The organism is Bartonella bilalgolemi (genome assembly GCF_023500045.1).
Lineage (GTDB): Bacteria > Pseudomonadota > Alphaproteobacteria > Rhizobiales > Rhizobiaceae > Bartonella > Bartonella bilalgolemii.
Genome location: NZ_JAMCOF010000006.1, coordinates 73,790 through 95,741 on the forward strand (window position 1 = coordinate 73,790; position 21,952 = coordinate 95,741).

General features: G+C 32.5%; 19 protein-coding genes and 2 tRNA genes. 12 read left to right on the forward strand and 9 right to left on the reverse strand.

The genetic code is table 11. The features are described from left to right. Window positions 1-9 precede the first annotated feature (9 nt). The 4 genes from parE to M4Z11_RS04555 all read right to left on the reverse strand — a co-directional run bounded on the left by parE (window position 10) and on the right by M4Z11_RS04555 (window position 4,714). The gene (parE, locus tag M4Z11_RS04540; RefSeq protein WP_249676844.1) at window positions 10-2,088 is read right to left on the reverse strand and encodes a DNA topoisomerase IV subunit B; all 2,079 of its coding nucleotides are present in this window, start codon (window positions 2,086-2,088) and stop codon (window positions 10-12) included. Window positions 2,089-2,182: 94 nt separating this feature from the next. After that, window positions 2,183-2,920, reverse strand: coding sequence for a lipoyl(octanoyl) transferase LipB (gene lipB, locus M4Z11_RS04545; protein ID WP_249676852.1), 738 nt, complete (start codon window positions 2,918-2,920; stop codon window positions 2,183-2,185). A 294-nt stretch (window positions 2,921-3,214) separates the two neighbouring features. Continuing rightward, window positions 3,215-4,066, reverse strand: a complete 852-nt coding sequence (locus tag M4Z11_RS04550) for a TPM domain-containing protein (protein WP_249676862.1) — start codon at window positions 4,064-4,066, stop codon at window positions 3,215-3,217. Further along, window positions 4,067-4,714, reverse strand: coding sequence for a LemA family protein (locus M4Z11_RS04555; protein WP_249676869.1), 648 nt, complete (start codon window positions 4,712-4,714; stop codon window positions 4,067-4,069). It lies immediately after the preceding gene. Window positions 4,715-6,035: 1,321 nt separating this feature from the next. On the opposite strand from M4Z11_RS04555, the gene M4Z11_RS04560 reads away from it, so the two are divergent. From M4Z11_RS04560 to M4Z11_RS04590, 7 genes are all read left to right on the forward strand, one after another. Then, window positions 6,036-6,881 (forward strand): septal ring lytic transglycosylase RlpA family protein, encoded by an 846-nt coding sequence (locus M4Z11_RS04560; RefSeq protein WP_249676877.1) that lies wholly within the window; start codon window positions 6,036-6,038, stop codon window positions 6,879-6,881. A gap of 127 nt (window positions 6,882-7,008) precedes the next feature. Beyond that, window positions 7,009-8,181: a D-alanyl-D-alanine carboxypeptidase family protein gene (locus M4Z11_RS04565; RefSeq protein ID WP_249676881.1), complete on the forward strand. Its 1,173-nt coding sequence runs from the start codon at window positions 7,009-7,011 to the stop codon at window positions 8,179-8,181. A gap of 42 nt (window positions 8,182-8,223) precedes the next feature. Beyond that, on the forward strand, window positions 8,224-8,865 hold the full coding sequence (gene tmk, locus M4Z11_RS04570) for a dTMP kinase (RefSeq protein ID WP_249676887.1): 642 nt from the start codon (window positions 8,224-8,226) through the stop codon (window positions 8,863-8,865). Then, entirely contained in the window at window positions 8,862-9,917 is a 1,056-nt protein-coding gene (locus M4Z11_RS04575; RefSeq protein ID WP_249676892.1) for a DNA polymerase III subunit delta', read from the forward strand. The genes tmk and M4Z11_RS04575 overlap by 4 nt, the downstream gene beginning before the upstream one ends. A 64-nt stretch (window positions 9,918-9,981) precedes the next feature. Continuing rightward, complete coding sequence (gene metG, locus M4Z11_RS04580) at window positions 9,982-11,523, forward strand: methionine--tRNA ligase (RefSeq protein ID WP_249676902.1); 1,542 nt, start codon at window positions 9,982-9,984, stop codon at window positions 11,521-11,523. 8 nt (window positions 11,524-11,531) lie between these two features. Then, window positions 11,532-12,305 (forward strand): TatD family hydrolase, encoded by a 774-nt coding sequence (locus M4Z11_RS04585; RefSeq protein ID WP_249677025.1) that lies wholly within the window; start codon window positions 11,532-11,534, stop codon window positions 12,303-12,305. Window positions 12,306-12,314: 9 nt separating this feature from the next. Then, the gene (locus M4Z11_RS04590; protein WP_249676913.1) at window positions 12,315-13,127 is read left to right on the forward strand and encodes an MBL fold metallo-hydrolase; all 813 of its coding nucleotides are present in this window, start codon (window positions 12,315-12,317) and stop codon (window positions 13,125-13,127) included. An 82-nt stretch (window positions 13,128-13,209) separates the two neighbouring features. Here M4Z11_RS04590 and pcsA read toward each other — a convergent pair whose 3' ends face one another. Continuing rightward, window positions 13,210-13,923, reverse strand: coding sequence for a phosphatidylcholine synthase (pcsA, locus tag M4Z11_RS04595; protein ID WP_249677027.1), 714 nt, complete (start codon window positions 13,921-13,923; stop codon window positions 13,210-13,212). 227 nt (window positions 13,924-14,150) lie between these two features. Between pcsA and M4Z11_RS04600 the strand changes: the two genes are divergently transcribed. The 4 genes from M4Z11_RS04600 (at window position 14,151) to M4Z11_RS04615 (ending at window position 16,897) form a co-directional block, all read left to right on the forward strand. Then, entirely contained in the window at window positions 14,151-15,380 is a 1,230-nt protein-coding gene (locus M4Z11_RS04600) for a UbiH/UbiF family hydroxylase (protein WP_249676920.1), read from the forward strand. Window positions 15,381-15,697: 317 nt separating this feature from the next. Further along, window positions 15,698-16,045, forward strand: coding sequence for a hypothetical protein (locus M4Z11_RS04605; RefSeq protein WP_249676922.1), 348 nt, complete (start codon window positions 15,698-15,700; stop codon window positions 16,043-16,045). Further along, the gene (locus M4Z11_RS04610; RefSeq protein WP_249676924.1) at window positions 16,023-16,349 is read left to right on the forward strand and encodes a hypothetical protein; all 327 of its coding nucleotides are present in this window, start codon (window positions 16,023-16,025) and stop codon (window positions 16,347-16,349) included. Before M4Z11_RS04605 ends, M4Z11_RS04610 begins: the two co-directional genes overlap by 23 nt. A gap of 458 nt (window positions 16,350-16,807) precedes the next feature. Further along, a tRNA-Ser gene (locus M4Z11_RS04615) sits at window positions 16,808-16,897 on the forward strand. A gap of 580 nt (window positions 16,898-17,477) precedes the next feature. Here the strand turns inward: M4Z11_RS04615 and M4Z11_RS04620 are convergent. Further along, window positions 17,478-17,553 (reverse strand) — tRNA-Lys (locus M4Z11_RS04620). Window positions 17,554-17,840: 287 nt separating this feature from the next. Here M4Z11_RS04620 and rimO point away from each other — a divergent pair. Beyond that, window positions 17,841-19,154 (forward strand): 30S ribosomal protein S12 methylthiotransferase RimO, encoded by a 1,314-nt coding sequence (gene rimO / locus M4Z11_RS04625; RefSeq protein ID WP_249676935.1) that lies wholly within the window; start codon window positions 17,841-17,843, stop codon window positions 19,152-19,154. Window positions 19,155-19,188: 34 nt separating this feature from the next. Here rimO and ttcA read toward each other — a convergent pair whose 3' ends face one another. From ttcA to murI, 3 genes are all read right to left on the reverse strand, one after another. After that, the gene (gene ttcA / locus M4Z11_RS04630) at window positions 19,189-20,043 is read right to left on the reverse strand and encodes a tRNA 2-thiocytidine(32) synthetase TtcA (protein ID WP_249676942.1); all 855 of its coding nucleotides are present in this window, start codon (window positions 20,041-20,043) and stop codon (window positions 19,189-19,191) included. Between the two features lie 301 nt (window positions 20,044-20,344). Beyond that, window positions 20,345-20,962: a 30S ribosomal protein S4 gene (gene rpsD, locus M4Z11_RS04635; RefSeq protein ID WP_249676953.1), complete on the reverse strand. Its 618-nt coding sequence runs from the start codon at window positions 20,960-20,962 to the stop codon at window positions 20,345-20,347. Window positions 20,963-21,136: 174 nt separating this feature from the next. Next, a complete protein-coding gene (murI, locus tag M4Z11_RS04640) occupies window positions 21,137-21,949 on the reverse strand; it encodes a glutamate racemase (RefSeq protein WP_249676967.1) in 813 nt (270 codons plus the stop codon). Window positions 21,950-21,952 lie beyond the last annotated feature (3 nt).

Genomic DNA, 21,952 nt, shown 5'->3' on the forward strand with positions numbered 1-21,952 from the left:
TTTTTAAAATCAAATATCTAGATTATCTGCAAAAGTAGAGTTTTCTTGTATAAATCGAAATCGTGCTTCTGGTTTAGTACCCATTAAACTTTCGACTATATTTTTAGTTTCTTGCATGTTAACTGTATCGATAGCAACACGTAAAAGCGTGCGTTTTTGCGGATGCATAGTTGTTTCTTTAAGTTGTTCAGCACGCATTTCTCCAAGGCCTTTAAAACGTCCAATTTCAATTTTAGCCTTTCCAGTAAATTCAGTTTTTAGTAATTCATCTTTATGAATATCATCACGCGCATAAGCAACTTTTCCTCCTTGTGATATTCTATAAAGAGGAGGTACAGCGAGATATAAATGGCCCTGACGAATAAGATCGGGCATCTCTTGAAAGAAAAAGGTAATCAAAAGTGATGCAATATGAGCACCATCAACATCTGCATCTGTCATAATAATAATACGCTCATATCTTAAATCATCTTCACGATATTTAGAGCGCGTTTCACATCCTAGTGCAAGAATAAGATCACTAATTGTTTGACTTGCACTCATTTTTTCACGCGCTGCACTAGCTACGTTTAATATTTTTCCACGAAGGGGTAAAATTGCTTGATTAATTCTATTTCGTGCTTGTTTAGCAGAGCCACCAGCAGAATCACCCTCAACAATGAATAATTCAGCTCCAGCAGCAGAATTTTGGCTACAATCTGCTAACTTTCCAGGTAGTCTTAATTTACGTACAGCAGTTTTTCGATTTATTTCCCTATCTTGGCGCCGTTTTAAGCGTTCTTCAGCTCTTTCAATAACCCAATCAAGAAGTTTTGTCGCTTCTTGTGGAGAATTAGCAAGCCAATGATCAAAAGGATCACGTATTGCATTTTCAACAATACGGTGTGCTTCAATTGTAGCTAGTCGATCTTTAGTTTGTCCAACAAACTCAGGTTCTCTGATAAAAACTGAGAGGATTGCAACTGCTGAGATCATCACATCATCAGAAGTGATGATGGCAGAACGTTTATTACCTATTAGTTCAGCATAAGCTTTTAAGCCACGCAAGAGAGCTTGTCGTAATCCTGCTTCATGTGTTCCACCTTCTCCAGTCGGAATAGTATTACAATAAGATTGTACACAAGCGTTACCACCATACCAAGCGATAGCCCATTCAACTGAACCATGACCACCATGTTGTTTTGTTTTACCAGAAAAAATTTCAGAGGTTACACGATATTCATTTTTTAATGAGGACAATAAATAGTCTTTTAATCCATCTGGAAAGTGAAAAATAGTTTTTTCAGGAATATTTTTTATACCTTCAAGTATTATAGGATCACAATTCCAGCGAATCTTTACTCCACCAAAGAGATAAGCTTTAGAGCGAGCTATCTTATAAATTTTCTCTGGTTCAAAAGCTACTTTTTCACCAAAAATTTTACTGTCGGGATGAAAACGCACGCGCGTACCGCGACGGTTATAAACATCACCTAGATTTTCTAAATCAGATTGAGGAATGCCGCGTGAAAAACGTTGGCGGTAAAGTTTGCGCTCTCGTGCTACTTCAACTTCCATATCATCAGAAAGAGCATTAACAACAGAAATACCTACTCCATGTAATCCACCAGAGGTTTGATAAGCTTTTCCATCAAATTTTGCGCCTGAATGAAGTTGTGTCATAATGACTTCAAGGGTAGATTTATCCGGCATTTGCGGATGATTTTCAACAGGGATTCCACGCCCATTATCTGTAACTGTTATATAACCTTGTCCATCCAATGAGACATCAATTAAATCTGCATAACCAGCAACAGCTTCATCCATTGCATTATCGATAATTTCAGAAAATAAATGATGAAGCGCTTTGCTGTCTGTTCCGCCAATGTACATCCCAGGCCGTAAACGTACAGGCTCTAAACCTTCAAGTATACGGATAGATAAAGCGTTATATTCATTTTCTTCTGTATCATTTTTGGAAGCAGATACAGAAATTGCCTGAGGTACCTCTTCCCGGTTTACTGAAATTGGCTTATTTTGTTCTTTCGTTTCTATGCGAAATTGAGCATTATTTAAAACACTAAAAAGATCTTTATTATTATCGCTCATAGCACTCAATCGTCTATCTAAATTTAGGTTATATAAATAAACCTTTAATCAGAATTAAGTTTTATGCCTGTTTTTTATTTAAAAATCAATGCACTTAAGAAATAGCAATTGTTGGACCAAAAATTTGTTCAAAAGTTTGTTTCATAGCAATATCAACATCATGCATTGTTACAGGTAAACCTAGATCTAATAGACTTGTTACACCGTGATTTGCAATTCCGCAGGGAACAATTCCTGTATAGTGAGATAGATCAGGATCGATATTAATACAAATGCCATGAAAGCTTACCCATTTACGCATACGAATACCAATAGCAGCAATTTTATCTTCTGCTGGTGTTCCATTTATTGTTAGTGGACGATCAGGCCGAATAACCCAAACACCAACTCGATCTTCGCGACGTTCTCCTTTAACGTTAAATTGTGCAAGTGTTTCGATGATCCACTGTTCTAATGCACTAATAAAGGCACGTATATCTTGTCTCCGACGTTTAAGGTCAAGCATAATATAAGCAACACGTTGTCCTGGACCATGATATGTAAATTCACCACCACGACCTGCTTCATATACAGGAAGAGAATGAGGAGTTAATAAATCTTTTTGTTGAGCACTTGTTCCTGCTGTATAAAGAGGAGGGTGTTCGAGAAGCCAGACTTGTTCGTGTGCAGTTTTTGCAAAAATATTCTCTACGCGTTCTTGCATATAGCGTAATGCTTCAGGGTATTCGATTAAATTATCACTTATTTTCCACTCAACTGGTGAAGTATGGTGAGTTGCTTTAAAATGATGTGATAAATGATTGCGATCAGTATATTTCAATTTAGACGTCATCAAAAAAATATATATTAAAGTTATTTGGTCTTTTATTACTTAAAATAATAGCGCAACGATATAGAGTTGCTTATTGAAATGAAAATTAAAAATAAAGGGTATCGACATTGTCATTAAAATGAAGGTTATTATTCTAAATCATTATAGTCTAACAAAACCTTAAAATAATTAGAGGATTTTCAATTAATAATTTAATTTATTATTCATTATTATATTTTTGTTTTTTAATATTTTTTTATCGTATGGATTAATATTTAATATATGAAGTGATAAAATTCGTCTTTAAAAGATATTTTACCATCTTCCTGACGCTCCACCACCACCTGATGAACCTCCTCCGCCTCTAAAACCACCGCCATTTGAATGTCTTCTGAAGTTACCAACGGAGCGTCTACCATCAGCGCTCAAATTGATAAACCAAAGAGTAAAAATGATTCCCATCCAGCGATATTTTTGTGGGCCTACTTTTTTACCAAAAATCATTGCTAAAATGGGTAAACCAATCACTGTAAAAAAGATTAAAAATATAATTGCATTAACTATCATTTCTTCTTTTTTTTCTTGTTTACGTTGTATTTCAATGGCTTTAGCCTTTTCCTTAATTCGAAAAGTAAAATCAGAATCATTTTCTATAATAATTCGTGTAATTGCATTGATTGCTTCGATAATTCCTTGTTGATAATTTTTTTTACGAAAATTAGGAAGAATAAAATTATTAATAATGACGGCAGAAACTGCATCGGTTAATTCTCCTTCTAAACCATAGCCGACTTCAATACGTACTTCACGTTCATTTGGTGCAACAACAAGTAATACGCCATTATTAATCTTCTCCTGACCTAAAGCCCATTTTCGGAAAAGGGAATTACTATAAGTTTCAATATCAATTCCAGAAAGAGTAGGGACAGTTACAATAACAATTTGATCACCTGTTTTTTTTTCTAAAGCAGAAAGCTTTGTTGTCAGATTTTCTATTGTTGCTCGATCAAGTAAGTGAGCTATATCATTCACATGACCAGTTAGGCGAGGGAATGAGCTTTGAGAATAGACAACACTATTCAATGTAATAATTAAAAATAAAACACTTACAAAAGCTAAAAAATATAAAATAATACTACGTTGAATAGAATCTCGAAATGGCATCATTTAATTAAAATTAACCTGTGGTGTTTGGTGAGCGTTACTGTCAATAGTAAATGTTTGCATAGATTTTGCATCGTGAAACCATAACTTTGCCCAAATCATTGTTGGCATTGTTTTAAGTGCAGTATTATAGATACGTACTGCTTCAATATAATCACGGCGAGCAATAGAAATACGATTTTCAGTTCCCTCTAGTTGTGACTGAAGAGCTAAGAAATTCTGATTTGCTTTAAGGTCTGGATAATTTTCAACAATAGCCATCAGGCGTGAAAGTGCACTTGATAAATTTGCTTGATTATTGAGATATTGTTGCATAATTTCTGGGCTGTTTAACATATCAGCATTAATGGTTGTTTGTGTTGCTTTTGCACGTGCTTCGATAACATCAGCAAGTGCAGTTTTTTCGTGTGATGCATAACCTTTAACAGTTTCTACAAGATTAGGAACGAGGTCCGCACGACGTTGATATTGGTTTAAAACTTCACTCCACGCTGCATGCGCTTTTTCTTCATTTGTTGGTATCACATTAAATCCACATCCGCTTAAAAACGGTATTAAAAACGCTAAAAAAATAATAATAAAAAATAGCTTTAATATTTTTAATTTAAGATAGATAGTTATAGTTCGTTGTGTAGTTAGTGCATCTAGCATAAAATATCTCCAAAAGCTTATTCATGTATATAGGGCATAGCTTACATATGACAAAATATTTTGAACTTTGTAAACTAGCTCATTTATATTAACGAATTAGTCTAATTTTCAATAACTAGTTTAGCGAAAAAGCTAATTACACATTCTTTAACAAGAATTTATGAATCTTGATTATTTATTAATGATTAAACATTGAAACGATTATTGAAGTTGCTATAATCAGGTTATTCCGCACAAAAAAATGTAATTATGGGATTTCAAATGCTTGGTGTTATTTCTGCTAAAGATACAACAGGAAAGCTGAAGCCAAATTTAATATTTTTAGAAGAAATTATCGATAAGACACGTTAATAAGATAAACAAGTTTTCAATCAGAACGAAAATTAATCAATAAAAAATCTGATGATGGCAGTCGTTGCATTTTTTACTTTGTTTGAGGGATTAGCAAAAGCTTTTTTGCTTAGTAAAAAGCTGAGAGCTATCTATAATGTGCTTTTTTATATTAGTTTGTCTCTAATTTATCTGGAGAGGAAAGACTGTACTGTCATCAGCTCAAAAAACCAAATTTGATAAGACAAATCTTAAAGTATAGCAAACAGGATAAACATTTGTATGGATGGTAAAAAATAAAGTAATTAAAGAGAAAACATCTTATGAAAACGGAATAACAATCACCTTACAAAAGAGACATATCAAGATTTGAAGATGATGTCACATTGTTTGAAAAGATTAGCTTTTATCACCTTTATTTTTGTTATTGATATTACTCATCTTTATGCATGCATCAAAAACTTCTCCTTAAAATAGTTTAGGCTTTTAAAAGCTTGAGTAAATGGATTTTCATTATAGCACATAATTTCACAACTCGATTTCTACGTGCTCATCAATAATGTTTTTCAATATTCTCTATGTATAAATTAATAAAAAATTGTCGAGATGATTCGTTGAATATGTCTGTCTGTTATTCTTAAATTAAGAGTATTTATAAGTTATTCACATAAATGTATACTATTTATTTAATAAACTATATCGTGATTATTTTATTCAACTTTCTACTTTAATGAATTGATTTTATTAAATTTTAATGACTATTTTATCTTTTTAAAATGGTATTAATCATTTCTAATAATATAATAAATATTTTTAACGTTTTGTTAAGCTATTGATAAAAAGTAAATTTTAATAATACCATACACATTAGCGTGGGAGTAAGGATTTTCAATAGTATTAATTTCCTTATCATATGCAGAGATTTTAGTTTTGTTTGTGTACAATAAATTTTGTGTACATGATATAAATATAGAAATAAGCGGGTTGATAAATGCTTTTAAATAGCAGAGTAAAATTTACCTCCATTGTTAAACTGATATTTCGGTTTATTTTTATAATAGTTGCCACTCAATTGTTGACAGCTTGTGCAAATCCAATGATGCAACTTTCAAAAAAAAATGTTGATAATAATAAAGTTGTAAAGGCTAAAGCTGTTTCTGTGCCTGAAAGAATTTTAAGTGGACAAAATAAATCAAAAAATAAAGTTGTAAAAGGAACTGTTATTGGTAAACCTTACCAAATAAAAGGAAAGTGGTACTATCCAAAAGCTGACCCAACGTATCAGCGTGTTGGGCAAGCGTCGTGGTATGGTTCGTATTTTCATGGACGCTTAACTGCAAATGGCGAAATCTATAATATGAATCTTTTAACTGCAGCACATCCTACTATGCCGTTACCTAGTTATGCTCGTGTTACTAATTTGCAAAATGGTTCTTCTATCATCGTTAGAGTAAATGATCGTGGTCCTTACATGAAAAATAGAATTATTGATCTATCAAAACAAGCTGCAACAATGCTTGGTTATTTAAATCAAGGTACCGCGGATGTTAAAGTAGAATATGTTTCTGAAGCACCTATTAATAATTATGACAGTGAATATTTAGTAGCTTCTTATAAACCTGGAAATTATAACCCATCTATGATGATGGCATTATCAAATACCATAGAAGCACAAAAAGATGTTACATTGTTTACTTTTAATACGAATAATTATAATATGAGTAATCAAAAGCAACAAAATAAAACTATTTCAATAAAATTGCCGCAAATTGGTCCGATTTTGCCTGATAAGCCCACATCATTCTATCAAGTTGCTTCTATTAAATATTTAAAATAAGTGCAGTAAACTAAATGGCGTTTAAAGCATTTTTCTAATCTGCAAGCACTTTGTTTAAAAAGAGAATAAATCTTTTCTTGCGTAATAAACCGCTTTATGTTGATTCTAAAAGAGAGGGAGAATCAGCATGTATCTGTTATTGAAGATTTCATTTTCCTTAATTTGGATATTAATATTCAATGAACAAGGACAAACAAAAAAATTTCAGACATCTGCATTACAATTACTGATATTTGACGACAATACAGATACAATACTTTTTGAAAAACAAAGTGATGTTATTTTTTTTCCTGCTTCATTAGTAAAATTGATGACAGCTGAAGTGGTTTTTTATCAACTTAAAAAAGGATTTTTAAATAAAACACAAAAATTTAAAGTCAGTGAAAATGCTTGGAGAAAAGGGGGAGCGCCTTCCGGTACAAGCACTATGTTTGCAAAGGAAAAAACGGAAATTAGTGTTTTTGATCTTTTGCGGGGTCTTATTATTGTTAATGGAAATGATGCAGCTATTACTTTGGCTGAAGGAATAGCTGGTAATGAAACTAATTTTGCAGAATTAATGAATAAGAGGGCTAAAACACTTGGATTGCTACACAGCCATTTTATTAACGCAACAGGGTTACCTGAAAAAGGGCAATTTATAACATTACGTGATATAATTACGTTAGCACGCCATATTTCTCGTGAATATCCTGATTATTATGCTCTTTATCGTGAGCCTAAATTTACTTGGAATAAGATTACTCAACATAATAAAAATTCCCTTGTTTTTCAAAAAAATGATGTAGAAATAGAGGGGCTAGGTTTCGGTTATAGTGAAGGAATAGGTTTTTCAACAGTTGTTTCTGCTTGTAAGAATCAGCGACGTATTTTTCTTGCAGCTAACGGTTTACAAAATAAAAAAGAGCGTTCAAAAGAAATAGAACGCATTCTTGAATGGGCTATGACAGCTTTTGATCTTAAAACAGTTTTTACAAGAGGTAAGACGGTTGGTTATGCTTCTGTTTATGGTGGAGCACAAAATTCTATTCCGCTTATTGTTAAAGAACCGATAAGTTTTATGCTTTCAAAGCAAAAAACTTTTAATGATGTTAAAGCAATAATTCAATATCATGGTCCGTTAAAAGCTCCTGTCACTATAGGACAAAAAATTGGTATTATTCAAATTTTTTCAGATAAACAACTTCTTGTTGAAAAATCAATTTGGGCTGGAGCAGATATTCAAAAAGGCAATTTTTTTACAAAAGTAAAAGATGCGCTTTATGAAATAACAATTGGATGGACACGAAAATACTTATAATGCGCAAATGTGCACCCAAATAAGGAATTAAGAGCTTTTTACATGTCAGGCTATTTTATTACATTTGAAGGGGGAGAAGGCACAGGAAAAACAACTCAAATTTCTTTGCTTGCTCAACATTTAGGTAGAAAAGGTTATGATGTTATTATAACACGTGAACCTGGAGGAACAGCGGGTGCAGAAGCAATACGCTATATTTTATTATCAGGTAGCGTAGCCCAATATGGGCCATTTATTGAAACGTTTTTATTTACAGCAGCACGTGCTGATCATGTTTCTGAAATCATTAAACCTTCTTTGCAATCTGGAAAGATTGTTTTATGTGATCGATTTATTGATTCTACACGTGTTTATCAAGGATTAGATAATAAAGTGGATGCACATATTTTTTCTATTTTAGAGCATATTGGTATGAAAGGAATAAAACCTGATTTAACGTTTTTATTAGATATACCTGCAAAACTTGGGATGGAGCGTGTAAACTTACGAAGAAAAAAAATAGAAAAAATTGATTATTTTGAAAAAGCCAGCTTAGCTCTTCAAGAGCAAAGACGCCAAGCTTTTCTTGAATTAGCGAAACATGAACCTCACAGATTTCAAGTTATTGACGGAACATGTTCAGTCGAAGTAATTGCAGATCAAATAAAAGATATTTGTCATCAAGCACTATTGGCTTTTCCATGAATGATATAAATTTTTTACGTCAATATGACGATATTGACGGCATTTTATCACCTTCACAGAATAATATCCTCATTGGCCATGAAGAGGCTCGTCATTTTTTAGAGAAAATGCTTAGAGAAGGGCAGTTACATCACGCGCTATTATTTGAAGGAGAGCGTGGAATAGGAAAAGCAACGTTAGCATTTCATCTTGCTTGGAATATTTTGAACTCTCAAAAAAATAAATTTTTACAACCAAGACAAGATTCAATCATATGGCGCCAAATTAAGCAGGGTAGTCATCCTGGCATTATACACGTCTCACGTCGTTTTAATGCAAAAACAAAAAAATTTAAAACAGGAATCACAGTTGATGATATCCGTGATATCAAGCATTTTTTAAATCAGACGTCTCAAGATGATTTGTGGCGCATTATCATTATTGATTCTGCAGATGATATGAATAGAAATGCTACAAACGCTATTCTTAAAACACTTGAAGAGCCTCCAACAAAAACTTTATTCATTATTATTTCTCATTCTTTAGGAAAATTGCTTCCAACAATTCGTTCACGTTGTCAAAAAATCTCTCTAAGACCTTTACATGATGATGAAATGCAAAAAGCCATTTCACATTTTTTTTCCAATCAGCTATTAACTAATCCCCAAAATATTGAAACAATTATTCAAAAATCTCAAGGTAGTCTTCGAAAAGCAGCATTACTTCTTTGTCATGGTGGACTTGAAATTATTCAAACCATTAATAAACTCTTAGAGCAATCTATTTGTGATCCAGTTGTTGTACATAATCTTGCTCAAGCGCTTTCCTTATCTGATGCAGATATACAATTTCAACAGTTTTGTGATGAAATTCTTGATAGAATTCATAAAAAAGCTATTATGTTGGTAAAAGAGGGAGCTATTCATTTATCGAAAAAGTATGCAGAAACATGGCAAAATATCTTTCAAGAAATAATAGAAATACAATCATTTAATCTTGATAAAAAGCAATTCGTCATTAATCTTCTTTTTAAAACTCATGAGATTGTTTATAAAAATAAGCTTTTTCCGTGACAACGTTACGAACAAACGTTATGTCATTCATATTTTTTGATTACATTTTAAAATGGGCATAATTATGCGTGACATATACTATATAACGACTCCAATTTTTTATCCCAATAGTGCTCCGCATATTGGACATGCTTATAACGCAATTGTAAGTGATACCTTGGCCCGTTTTCAAAGAGCCGATGGAAAAAATGTATTTTTTCTATCTGGTACCGATGAGCATGGTCTAAAAATGCAACAAACAGCACAGATGTTAAATATGACACCTCAACAACTTGCAGATCGTAACAGTGCTGTTTTTCAAAAAATGCTTGCAATGCTTAATTGCTCTAATAATGATTTTATCCGCACAACGGAAGAACGGCACCATAAAGCTTGTCAAGAACTTTGGAAAAAAATGGAAGCTAAAGGTGATATTTATCTTGGTTGTTATGCTGGTTGGTATTCAGTTCGTCAAGAAGCTTATTATGAAGAAAAAGACACCGAAATTGATCAAGAAGGAATCCGTCGTGAGAAAGAGTTAGGATCTCCAGTTGAATGGAATGAAGAAGAAAGTTATTTCTTCAGGCTTTCACGTTATGAAAAAGCACTTCTTCAGCATTATGAAAAATATCCTGATTTTATTGGGCCTAATGAGCGACGCAACGAAATTATAAATTTTATAAAATCAGGCTTAAAAGATCTTTCCATTTCACGAACAACTTTTGATTGGGGAATTCATGTTCCAGAAAATCCAAAGCATGTAATGTACGTTTGGGTTGATGCACTTACAAATTATCTTACTGCAGTTGATTTTTTTGATAAAAATTCAAAGAAACGTAAGTTTTGGCCTGCAGATATTCATATTATTGGTAAAGACATTATTCGTTTTCATGCAGTTTATTGGCCAGCATTTTTAATGTCTGCTGGAATTGAATTACCTAAACGGATTTTTGCACACGGATTTTTACTTAACCGCGGTGCCAAAATGTCAAAGTCTGTTGGAAATGTAGTTGATCCTTTTGAAATGGTTGATCGCTATGGTCTTGATCAAGTACGTTATTTTTTTCTTCGTGAAGTACCATTTGGACAGGATGGTAGTTACAATCATGATAATTTTGTCAATCGCATTAATGCTGATCTTGCTAATGATCTTGGCAATTTAGCTCAACGTTCTTTATCTATGGTTGAAAAAAATTGTAATATGAAAATTCCTACACCAACTGCATTTCTAATTCAAGATGAACAGCTACTGAAACAATCTCTTCAAGCACTTGAAATTGTACGCCAAACTATGTTAGATCAGGCTCCACATTTAGCGCTTTCAGCTATTTTTTCAGTTGTAGCAGATGCCAATCGTTATTTTGCTAGTGAAGAGCCTTGGAGTTTACGTAAAAATAATCCAGAAAGATTTTTTACAGTTCTTTATATAACTTTAGAGGTTTTGCGGCGAGTAGGAATCATGCTTTTACCTTTCATTCCACAATCAGCAGCTAAACTTCTTGATAGTCTTGCAGTTGCTGAAGAGGATCGGTTATTGCATCATATTAGTGATTTAAGAATTAAAGAAGAGACAGTACTTTCACCACCAGTACCAATTTTCCCTCGTTATATTCATAAAGAAAGCTGATATTGATGATGTTAATTGATACACACTGTCATCTTGATTTTGAGGATTTTTCGCAAGATTTGAATGGAATTATTCAGCGAGCTCTAACTGCTAATGTTAGACGTATGATAACAATTTCAACGCATGTTCATAAATTGGATAAGCTTTTAGAAATTACGCAGACTTATGATCAAGTCTTTTGTTCTGTTGGAACTCATCCTAATTATGTACATGAGGAAAAAAATATTACGGTTGAAAATCTTATTCATTTATCAAAGCATCCTAAAATCGTTGCATTTGGTGAATCTGGACTTGATTATCATTACAATTATTCTTTATCTCAAGAGCAAAAGGAAAATTTTATAAAGCATATTATCGCTTCTCAGGAAACACAATTACCTCTTGTAATTCATTCGCGCAATGCTGATTTAGATATGGAACAAATATTACGTGAGAAAACAAAAGAGAAATGTTTTCCATTTATTCTTCATTGTTATTCTTCTGGAATGCAACTTGCTCATGTTGCTATTGAACTTGGTGGCTATATATCTTTTTCAGGTATTCTCACATTCAAGAATGCTCTTGAAATTCGTGAAATAGCGAAAATTGTTCCTCATAAGCGCTTGTTGATTGAAACAGATGCTCCATTTTTAGCACCTGTTCCTTATCGTGGCAAAACAAATGAGCCGTCTTTTTTGTGTCATATAGCTACTGTTCTTGCTAAAAATATTAATTTAAGCATTGAAGAAACAATACAAATAACAACGCAAAATGCCTTTCGTTTGTTTAGTAAAATGAAATAGAACACAAAAATGTCTGATCGATACCGTTTTACAATATTGGGTTGTGGTTCATCACCAGGAGTGCCACGTCCTAATGGCTATTGGGGAGCTTGTGATGCAAATAATCCTAAAAATAAACGTTATAGAACTTCTTTATTAGTTCAACGAATTCATAAATCAGGAATGAAAACAACAGTCATTATTGATACTGGTCCAGATTTTCGTTCACAAATGATTAATGCGCGTATTAGTCATCTTAATGCTGCTGTTTATACGCATTTCCATGCAGATCATACTCACGGTATTGATGATTTACGCAGCTATGCCCTCGCACAAAAATGTTTAATAGACATTTATGCAGATGCCTCTACGTTAAAACACCTTAATAAAGCTTTTGGTTATTGTTTTCAAACCCCAAAGGGATCACATTATTCACCCATTTTAAAAGAAAATCTTATATATGAAAAAAGTGAGTTTAAAATCCGAGGGCAGGGTGGAGACATTGTTTTTAAGGCACATTTACAGATTCATGGTGCCGCTCATTCTTTAGGTTTTCGTATTGGTAATGTTGCTTATTGTACAGATGTTAGTGAATTTCCTGAAAAAACACTGTCAGGTCTTATGAATTTAGATGTTTTAATTATTGATGCTCTTCAATTTGAACCTCATCCGAGTCATTTTTCAGTTGATCAAGCATTATATTGGATAAAATATTTTAAACCAAAACGAGCTATATTAACACATATGGATAACTCACTTGACTATAATGATGTTATAAATTATGTCCCAGAGCACGTTGAACCAGCTTATCAAGGACTTATCTTTGAAACAAATGTATTATAAGTGTAGCGGGTATTTTATAAATTATCGCATAATATATATTATGGAACTTCAATTCATTAAAACTGACGTAAGAATAATTACGTTATTTTTTATTATCTTTTGCACCTAATTTTGGAAAAAATTGCATAACAGCACCAATACAATAAATGTAAAGACCAGAGATTGAAATTCCAATTTTAATCCAATTTGGAGCATTTAGCTGATAAAAAAATGCAGCTATACCAAAACAGCACCATATAAGAAAAATTGAAAAATTAAGCATACGTAATCGGATAACTCTCACTGGATGAATAAAATAAATGGGTAAAAAAGATACAATTGCCGATAAAGAAATAATAATGAAAGCAACCCATTCCTCCGGTTTTACCACAAAAAGCATAAAAATCATCATATTCCAAACGACAGGAAATCCTTTAAAAAAATTTTCTTTAGTTTTCATTCCAGTATTTGCGTAATAAATAGCTGATGAAATGACAATAATGGCGCTTGATATAAATGATAGTCTAGGATTCATAAAACCACTTTGATAAAGCGCAAATGCTGGAATTAAAATATAAGTTATATAATCAATAATACTATCCAGTATTTCACCAGACCATGCTGGAAGTATATATTTTATGTCTAATTTACGCGCAATTGGCCCATCAATACCATCGACAAAAAAAGCAAGTCCAAGCCAAAAAAACATAGAGACCCATTCTTTTTCGGATGCAGATATTAGAGAAAGAAATGCCAAAAATGAGCCTGATGCTGTTAATAAATGAACAGAAAATGCTTTTGCTTGTAACACTGTCATTATTTTTGGATATAATCTATCTCTATTAATTTGAATCTTAAGTTTCAAGGCTTTTCTATCCTAAATTAGAGCTTTTATTTATTTTCTCAAATGCTATTTCTATTTATTATATGACTGATAGCTAAAAAGAGTACGAGATAATTATTTTATATTTATTTAAGTATATAATAAGATATAATTTATTTGAAGACGCTGTAAAGATTAATATTAAAAAGGCTTAAACAATCGTGATATCTAAAAAAAATATGCATCAAAACATTGCTGTTGTTGGTGCAAGTCAAATCGGTATGTTAGCAGCACTTAATCTTGCTCGTAAAGGACATTCTGTATCTCTGATTGGTCCACCTGCTAAAATAGATGAATTACGAACAACTGCTATTATGATGCCTACAATCCGTATGCTGCAAACGCTCAGTATTTGGGATACTATAAAATGTCATGCAGCTGCCTTATCTTCAATTAGAATTATTGATATAACATCTCAGATTGTACGAGCTCCTACTGTAAATTTTCGCTCCACTGAAATTGGTGAAAAAGCTTTCGGTTATAATATACCTAATTTAAAATTAAATGACGCTTTGATCAATACTATTAAACACACACCAAATATTACCAGGTTCTTTTCTTTAGCAAAAGACTTTGATCATCAAAAAGATCATATTTGTATTACTCTTGAAGATAGACAAGTTATTAAAGCATCACTTGCCATTGCTGCTGACGGACGTTATTCTCCGACAAGAGCTGCAGCTGGAATTAATATTAAACAATGGAATTACCCACAAACAGCACTTGTTTTCAATTTTTCACATAATTTACCTCATCAAAATATATCAACTGAATTTTATACAAAAGATGGTCTTTTTACACAGGTTCCTTTACCAGGCAATAAATCTAGTCTTGTATGGATTGGTAACTCCTCTCGTGCTAAAGAGCTTTTGAATATGAAATTAGAAGCAGTTGCAAAAATAATTGAAAATCAGATGCAATCAATTCTTGGTGAAATAAAAATAGAAACTAAAATTCAAACATGGCCTCTTTTAGGTCTTATTCCTAATCTCTTTGCCGCTAAAAGAATAATTTTGGTTGGTGAAGCAGCTCATGTTTTTCCTCCTATTGGTGCGCAAGGATTTAATTTAGGAATGCGTGATATTCAAACTTTGGTTGATCTTATACCTAATGAAATATCTACTGCTATTTCTCAAAAAATCACTGCGAATTATAATCAACATCGTAAATATGATATTTTTACTCGAAGCGGATTTGTTCATACACTTAGCTATACTTTGCTCTCCAATATGCTACCTGTTCATATTTTGCGTAGCGTTGGGCTTGAATTATTACGTAATTGCTCACCATTACGTAATTTATTTATGAGAGAAGGAATGGGTTATGGTTATAGCTTAAAAACAATTATGAATATGTTTACAACAAAATCAGCTAATATTAAGATTAAATAATAAAAAAATACGTTCTTATTCACCCCTGCACAGGTCTATCATATGAAAATGGAAATCTTGATTTTTTTCATTATTAATATAGGCTCTAGTAGCTAGAAAATTCCTAAAAAGTTTTTTTCATAAATATAAAGACCGATATATAAATGCGCACGCATTAAAACAAACCCTCATACAATTTGTTAAAATGAAAATAATCTTATTTATTCGATAAACAAGATTTGAAAATAAAATGTTAGGGAACCCATTAAGAATAAACGGGTTAAGTTAATATGAAAGTAAATATTTTAGAGATTTTTTTTAATCAATGGCAAACATAAATGAAACTAAATAAAAGTTTAAGAGCAACTACTATTCTTTTTATGGTGATTGTTTGTATCCCGTCCACCGTTATAGCTTTACCAATAAATATTTATTACGATCCTTGTTATCAAACATCCCAATATATTTTCTTTCAAAAAAACAGCAAAGTAGGAAAAAACTCATTCACCGCTTCACAAATCAAAAATCATCTTACAGAAAATGGTTTTAAAAATATTAAACGATTACGTTTAGATGATAAAGGTATTTGGCGTGCTTTAGCAGAATTTAAAAACTGTTATTTTCTTATATCCATTGATTATTCTGGAGCAATTAGTATTCAAAATGAAAGAAAACAATATGACTAATTTTAAAGCGCATAGCGATATTAACTCAAATAATTATGAAAAAAACTTTTTGAAATGGATCTATTGTTGTATTAAAGATTCAGCATTTATTGGAGGCCTCAATGGTAGTTTATCAGGAGCACTTGCGGCAATTCTTGCGAATTATGGCTATATTGCTCTTCCAGGATTTGGCCCAATTGTGGCAATAGGTATAAGTCTAACACTTCCTGCTGGAATAATAATTGGTGTTACAGTAGGATCAATAATAGGTGTTATTATTAGCATTGTTTTCAATTTTTTAAATAATTTTAATATTTTGCAATAATTATTTTTTTAAGTTTTGTGGTGAGAAAAAATTCCGTTATTTATATTATTTTGCTAAATTATCTCACTATACTTTGCAAACATGTTAATTGATATTTGATAGAGTATTGCGTTTTTTCTGTATTCTAATGATATAAATGTTATAAAATATTAATCTCTGAAAAGACGAAAATAGTAATCTGTTTTGATCAAAGTAATTTTTATACGTTTGAACAAAAAACTAAACAAAAGTTCATAATTTAAATGATCGCCCTCCTCCCCCTTTTCTGCTTTTTAATATCAGAATTTACAATCTGGCTTCTTAAAAGTATACACTATTATCGATAATGTTTATTCATTTTGATAAAAATACTTAAAACGATTTAATTAAAATGTTTAGAAATACAATTTAGGTCATTGACCTTTTAAAAGAACCTTGTAAAAAGTATATTGCTCTTTAAATAAGGTTGTATTTACTTTGGAGGGGTGGTCGAGTGGTTTAAGGCACCGGTCTTGAAAACCGGCGTGCAGGAGACTGTACCGTGGGTTCGAATCCCACCCCCTCCGCCACAGTACTTTTGTTGTTCTATAACATATTGATTTTATACATGTTTTTTAAAGGTGCGGGATAACAAAATAAAGGTTAAGGAATAGGATTTCACGTTTTTTTCTAAAATATATTGTGGGCCAATATCGTTTTTTAAGTCTTTTAATTTTTATGATTTGATCTTTTGCGCATATTGGCACCCACAGAAATGTTCACAATGTTCACCTTGTTTGTTATGCTTTAAATTTTTTTAACCACGCTTGAGTCAATGACAATACATAGTTCTTTCTTTTCAAAGATATTGTGGAGGTTCGCCAATACAAGAGAGCATTTCATGAATGCTATGAAGGCTAACAACGATAGTGCGTGATAAATGAATACGCTTCTTGGATTAATGTTTTTTTACATCGGTTCGCGACGTGGTAATCCAATACGAATCAATTGGAAAGAAAATGTTTATCTGTGATAAATAAAGCACCAACTATTAAAATGAGCATAAAGAATCAATCAAAAGACTACAATCAAGTTTAGAGCCCCAAAAAACTAAAAAGAATCAATAGAAGCAAAATTTCTGAATATATAATCTATTAATTTTATTTAATATGGTGAGCGCGCAGGGATTCGAACCCTGGACCTACTGATTAAAAGTCAGTTGCTCTACCGGCTGAGCTACGCGCTCCCCAAACAAGTTAATCTTGCTTATAGAAAGTGGGTCGAACATACGATTGACTCTTCATTTGGTCAACACTTTATTAAAAAAAATATCATTTTCTAATTTTATTTATTAAAATTCTATAAGAGTGTAAATTTGATTTATAAAATATTTAGCGTAAAAAGAAATTAAATACTTAATTTACAAAGTTATTTAAATTTTGTTTTATAAATAATTTTTCTTAAGAAAAGTAGTAAAATAGCAGAAATAATGAATCAAATGAGACCTTCATTAAAGAATTTGCAGGAATTGTTATGGTAGCGCCTCGTATTAGTTTTGTTTCTCTCGGTTGTCCAAAAGCACTTGTGGATTCTGAGCGCATTATCACACGCCTTCGTTCTGAAGGTTACGAGATCTCAAATAAACATAAAGGAGCTGATTTAGTTATTGTTAATACCTGTGGTTTTATTGATTCTGCTCGAAATGAATCATTAGCTAATATTGATGAAGCTATCAAAAATAATGGAAAAGTTATTGTAACCGGATGTCTTGGTGCTCAACCTAATATTATTCTTCAAGCACATCCTAATGTATTAGCTATTACTGGACCACAAGATTACGAAAGTGTTATACGAGCAGTTCATACAGTAATACCTCCGGTTCATGATCCTTTTGTAGATTTAGTACCTCCGCAAGGTATTCGTTTAACACCTCGCCATTACGCTTATTTAAAAATTTCTGAAGGATGTTCCAATCGGTGTAGCTTTTGTATTATCCCTACTCTACGTGGTAATCTCATTTCACGCCCTATAAGCGATGTTCTTCGCGAAGCAGAAAAGCTTGTACAAGCAGGTGTGAAAGAACTTTTGGTTATTTCCCAAGATACTGGCGCATACGGGATTGATCTTAAATACGCTGAAAGTGTTTGGAAAAATCACATTATCAAAACAAAATTTTTAGATCTTTGTCGCGAACTAGGTGAAATGGGAATTTGGGTGAGAATGCACTATTTATATCCTTACCCTCATATTGATGAAGCTATTGAGCTCATGGCTGCAGGAAAAATTCTTCCTTATCTAGATATCCCTTTTCAGCATGCGTCACCAACTGTTTTACGTAATATGAAACGTCCTGCCCATGTCGAAAAAATAAGCCGTAGAATTGAAAGATGGCGAAAAATTTGTCCGGATTTGACGTTACGTTCAACATTTATTGTTGGCTTTCCAGGAGAAACCAATGAAGATTTTAACATGCTTCTTGAATGGTTAGAGGAAGCAAAAATTGAACGTGCTGGCTGCTTCAAATATGAAGCAGTAAAAGGTGCTGTAGCAAATGATCTTGGATTGGAAAATATTACAGAAGAAGTGAAAGAAAAACGTTGGCATCGCTTTATGACAAAACAACAAAAAATTTCCGCATATCTTTTAAAGAAAAAGATTGGAAAAAGACTTCAAGTTCTTATCGATGAAACACAAGGTAAAATCGCTAAAGGTCGTAGTAAATATGATTCTCCAGAAATAGATGGTGTTGTGCATATATCATCTCGGCGACCACTTCGTATAGGTGAATTTGTTACTGTTAAAATCGAGCAATCAGATTCTTATGATCTTTATGGAAACGTAATTTGAAAATATCAACGACATAAACTTATATTCTAGTACCTTATAATGATAACAAACTCTTAAAAGAAAAAAGTTTTTTATCAAGTAAATGACTAGGACGAACATTTGTTAAGGCACGGATCATGATATCTTTGCGTCCTGGCATTTTTTTTTCAATATCATTGAGCATTTTTTTCATTGCATTGCGCTGTAAACCATCTTGACTCCCACAAAAATTACAAGGAATGATAGGGAATTGCATCGTTTGAGAAAATTTCTCTATATCTTCTTCAGCAGCATAGATAAGAGGACGTAAAACAAAAAGATCTTTTTCATCATTTATAAGTTTTCCAGGCATAGCTGCTAATCGGCCGCCATGGAACAAATTCATAAGAAATGTCTCTAAGACATCATCACGATGATGACCAAGTACCAAAGCAGAGCATCCCTCTTCACGTGCAATCCGATATAAATGTCCACGTCGCAGCCGAGAACAAAGTGAACAATATGTTTGTGTTTGTGTTAATTTATCTGTAACAATTGAGTAAGTATCTTGATACTCAATGCGATATGGAATCTGATAATAATTTAAAAAATCAGGAAGAATATGCTTTGGAAAAGCTGGCTGACCTTGATCAAGATTACAAGCTAAAATGTCAATAGGTAGAAGACCACGCCATTTTAAATCAAGTAAAAGTGCTAGTAAAACATAAGAATCTTTTCCACCTGATAATGCAATAAGCCATCTTTTTCCTGAAGAGAGCATAGAAAAATCATCTAATGCCTGCCTTATATGGCGCAAAAGCCGTTTACGTAATTTATTAAATTGTACAGTTGAAGGAGCAACCCGGAACATCGGATGACAATCATCAGTCTTTTCTTCCAAAGGATCGCTCGTATCTATATTTTTTTTCATTACATAAAATTTGATTAAGATTCAATTTATAATATCATAACTCTGTATAGTAGAATGATTTAATCCTGCAATAATAAATTATAATCCGATAACAGACATAATATAATCTAAATCTATGCTAATCAATTTATACGTTGGAATTATACAAGAAAAAAACAATAAAATGCATTGCTAGAGAAAATGATAATAGATAACATCTGTTTCTATTATCAAGAACACTGCTGCTGCTAATAAATACAAAATAGCATAACAATTTTTGATATATAGCGAAAATTAAAACAATGATCTCTGTATTAAAAACCTAACGAGAATAAAACTCAACAACCAAATTGGGTTCCATATGAACAGCGTACGGAACATCTGCAAAAGCAGGTATACGAATAAAGGTTGCTTTCATCTTGTTATGATCTACATTAATATATTCAGGCACATCACGCTCAGCTAATTGTACAGATTCCAAAACTAAGACAAGTTGTTTTGATTTTTCACGAACCTCAATCACATCACCTGGTTTACAACGGTATGACTGAATATTTGTACGCCGACCATTTACATTAACATGACCATGATTAATAAATTGACGAGAAGCAAAAATGGTAGGCACAAACTTTGCACGATAAACAATAGCATCCAAACGCGACTCTAAAAGACCGATAAGATTTTCACCTGTATCACCATGACGACGAGCAGCTTCTTCATAGGTTTTACGAAATTGCTTTTCTGAAATATCGCCATAAAACCCTTTTAATTTTTGCTTAGCGCGCAATTGGACTCCATAATCAGAAAGCTTTCCTTTACGGCGTTGACCATGTTGTCCAGGACCATAATCACGACGATTAACTGGAGATTTGGGACGCCCCCAGATATTTTCTCCCATACGGCGGTCAATTTTATGTTTTGTTGTTTCGCGTTTACTCATCGCATTTCCTTTAAATAAAAAATAAGATCAAACATTAGATCTTAAGGAAACGCACCCTCCTCTGTTTTCAAAAAAGAAAACCAACAGGACAACTTCTGCATCAACTGCAAATTACCCACGGGACACGTCAATTAATGATCTTTCTCAGAAAAAACATCCTAACTTCTACTTATCTTACGATTTAAAGTCAACTCCCTTCATTATTTTTAAGTGAAACTTTTGTAATAAATTCTCAGTTGAAGGGCTTATATTTTGTGATGTAAACAAAATGAAATCTGTATATTTCTTCATATTCTTGTTTTGGATTTTGATTGGTAATAATGATCTTATGTGTTTAGCTATGGCTTTTGCTGGATCGATCCAATCAACTGGCCATAATGCTTGTTCACGAAATAAGTTGATTAAAAAAGGATAATGTGTGCAGGCTAAGACGATAATATCAGTTAATTTGCCATTTTTCTTAATAAAGCATGGCAAAATTTCATGGCGTAATTCTTCATGATTGATAGGATAACCACGTAAGTAATTTTCAGCAAATCCTGCCAGCTTTTCACTTCCTACAAGCTGTACATAACATTGACCAGCAAAAGAATTGATTAATTCGTGTGTATATGCACGTTTAACTGTGCCAGGAGTTGCTAATACTGAAATAACGCCAGATTTTGTTTGTTCAGCCGCTAATTTAATTGCAGGAACAGTTCCTACAAAACGAATATTAGGAAATTCTCGTCGTAAATCTTCTATCATTAATGTAGAAGCTGTATTGCAAGCAATCACACATAAAGCAGGATTATAAAGTTCTAGAAGATATGTAAAAATCTTTAAAATACGGCATCTTAACATCTCCTCTTCCCAAATGCCGTAGGGAAATCCTGAATCATCAGCAACATAAATAAATTGGTACTCGGAAACAAAAAGGCGTACTTCTCTTAATATTGTTAGTCCACCAATACCACTATCAAAAAAAAGAAGAGGTTGTTCACTCATTAG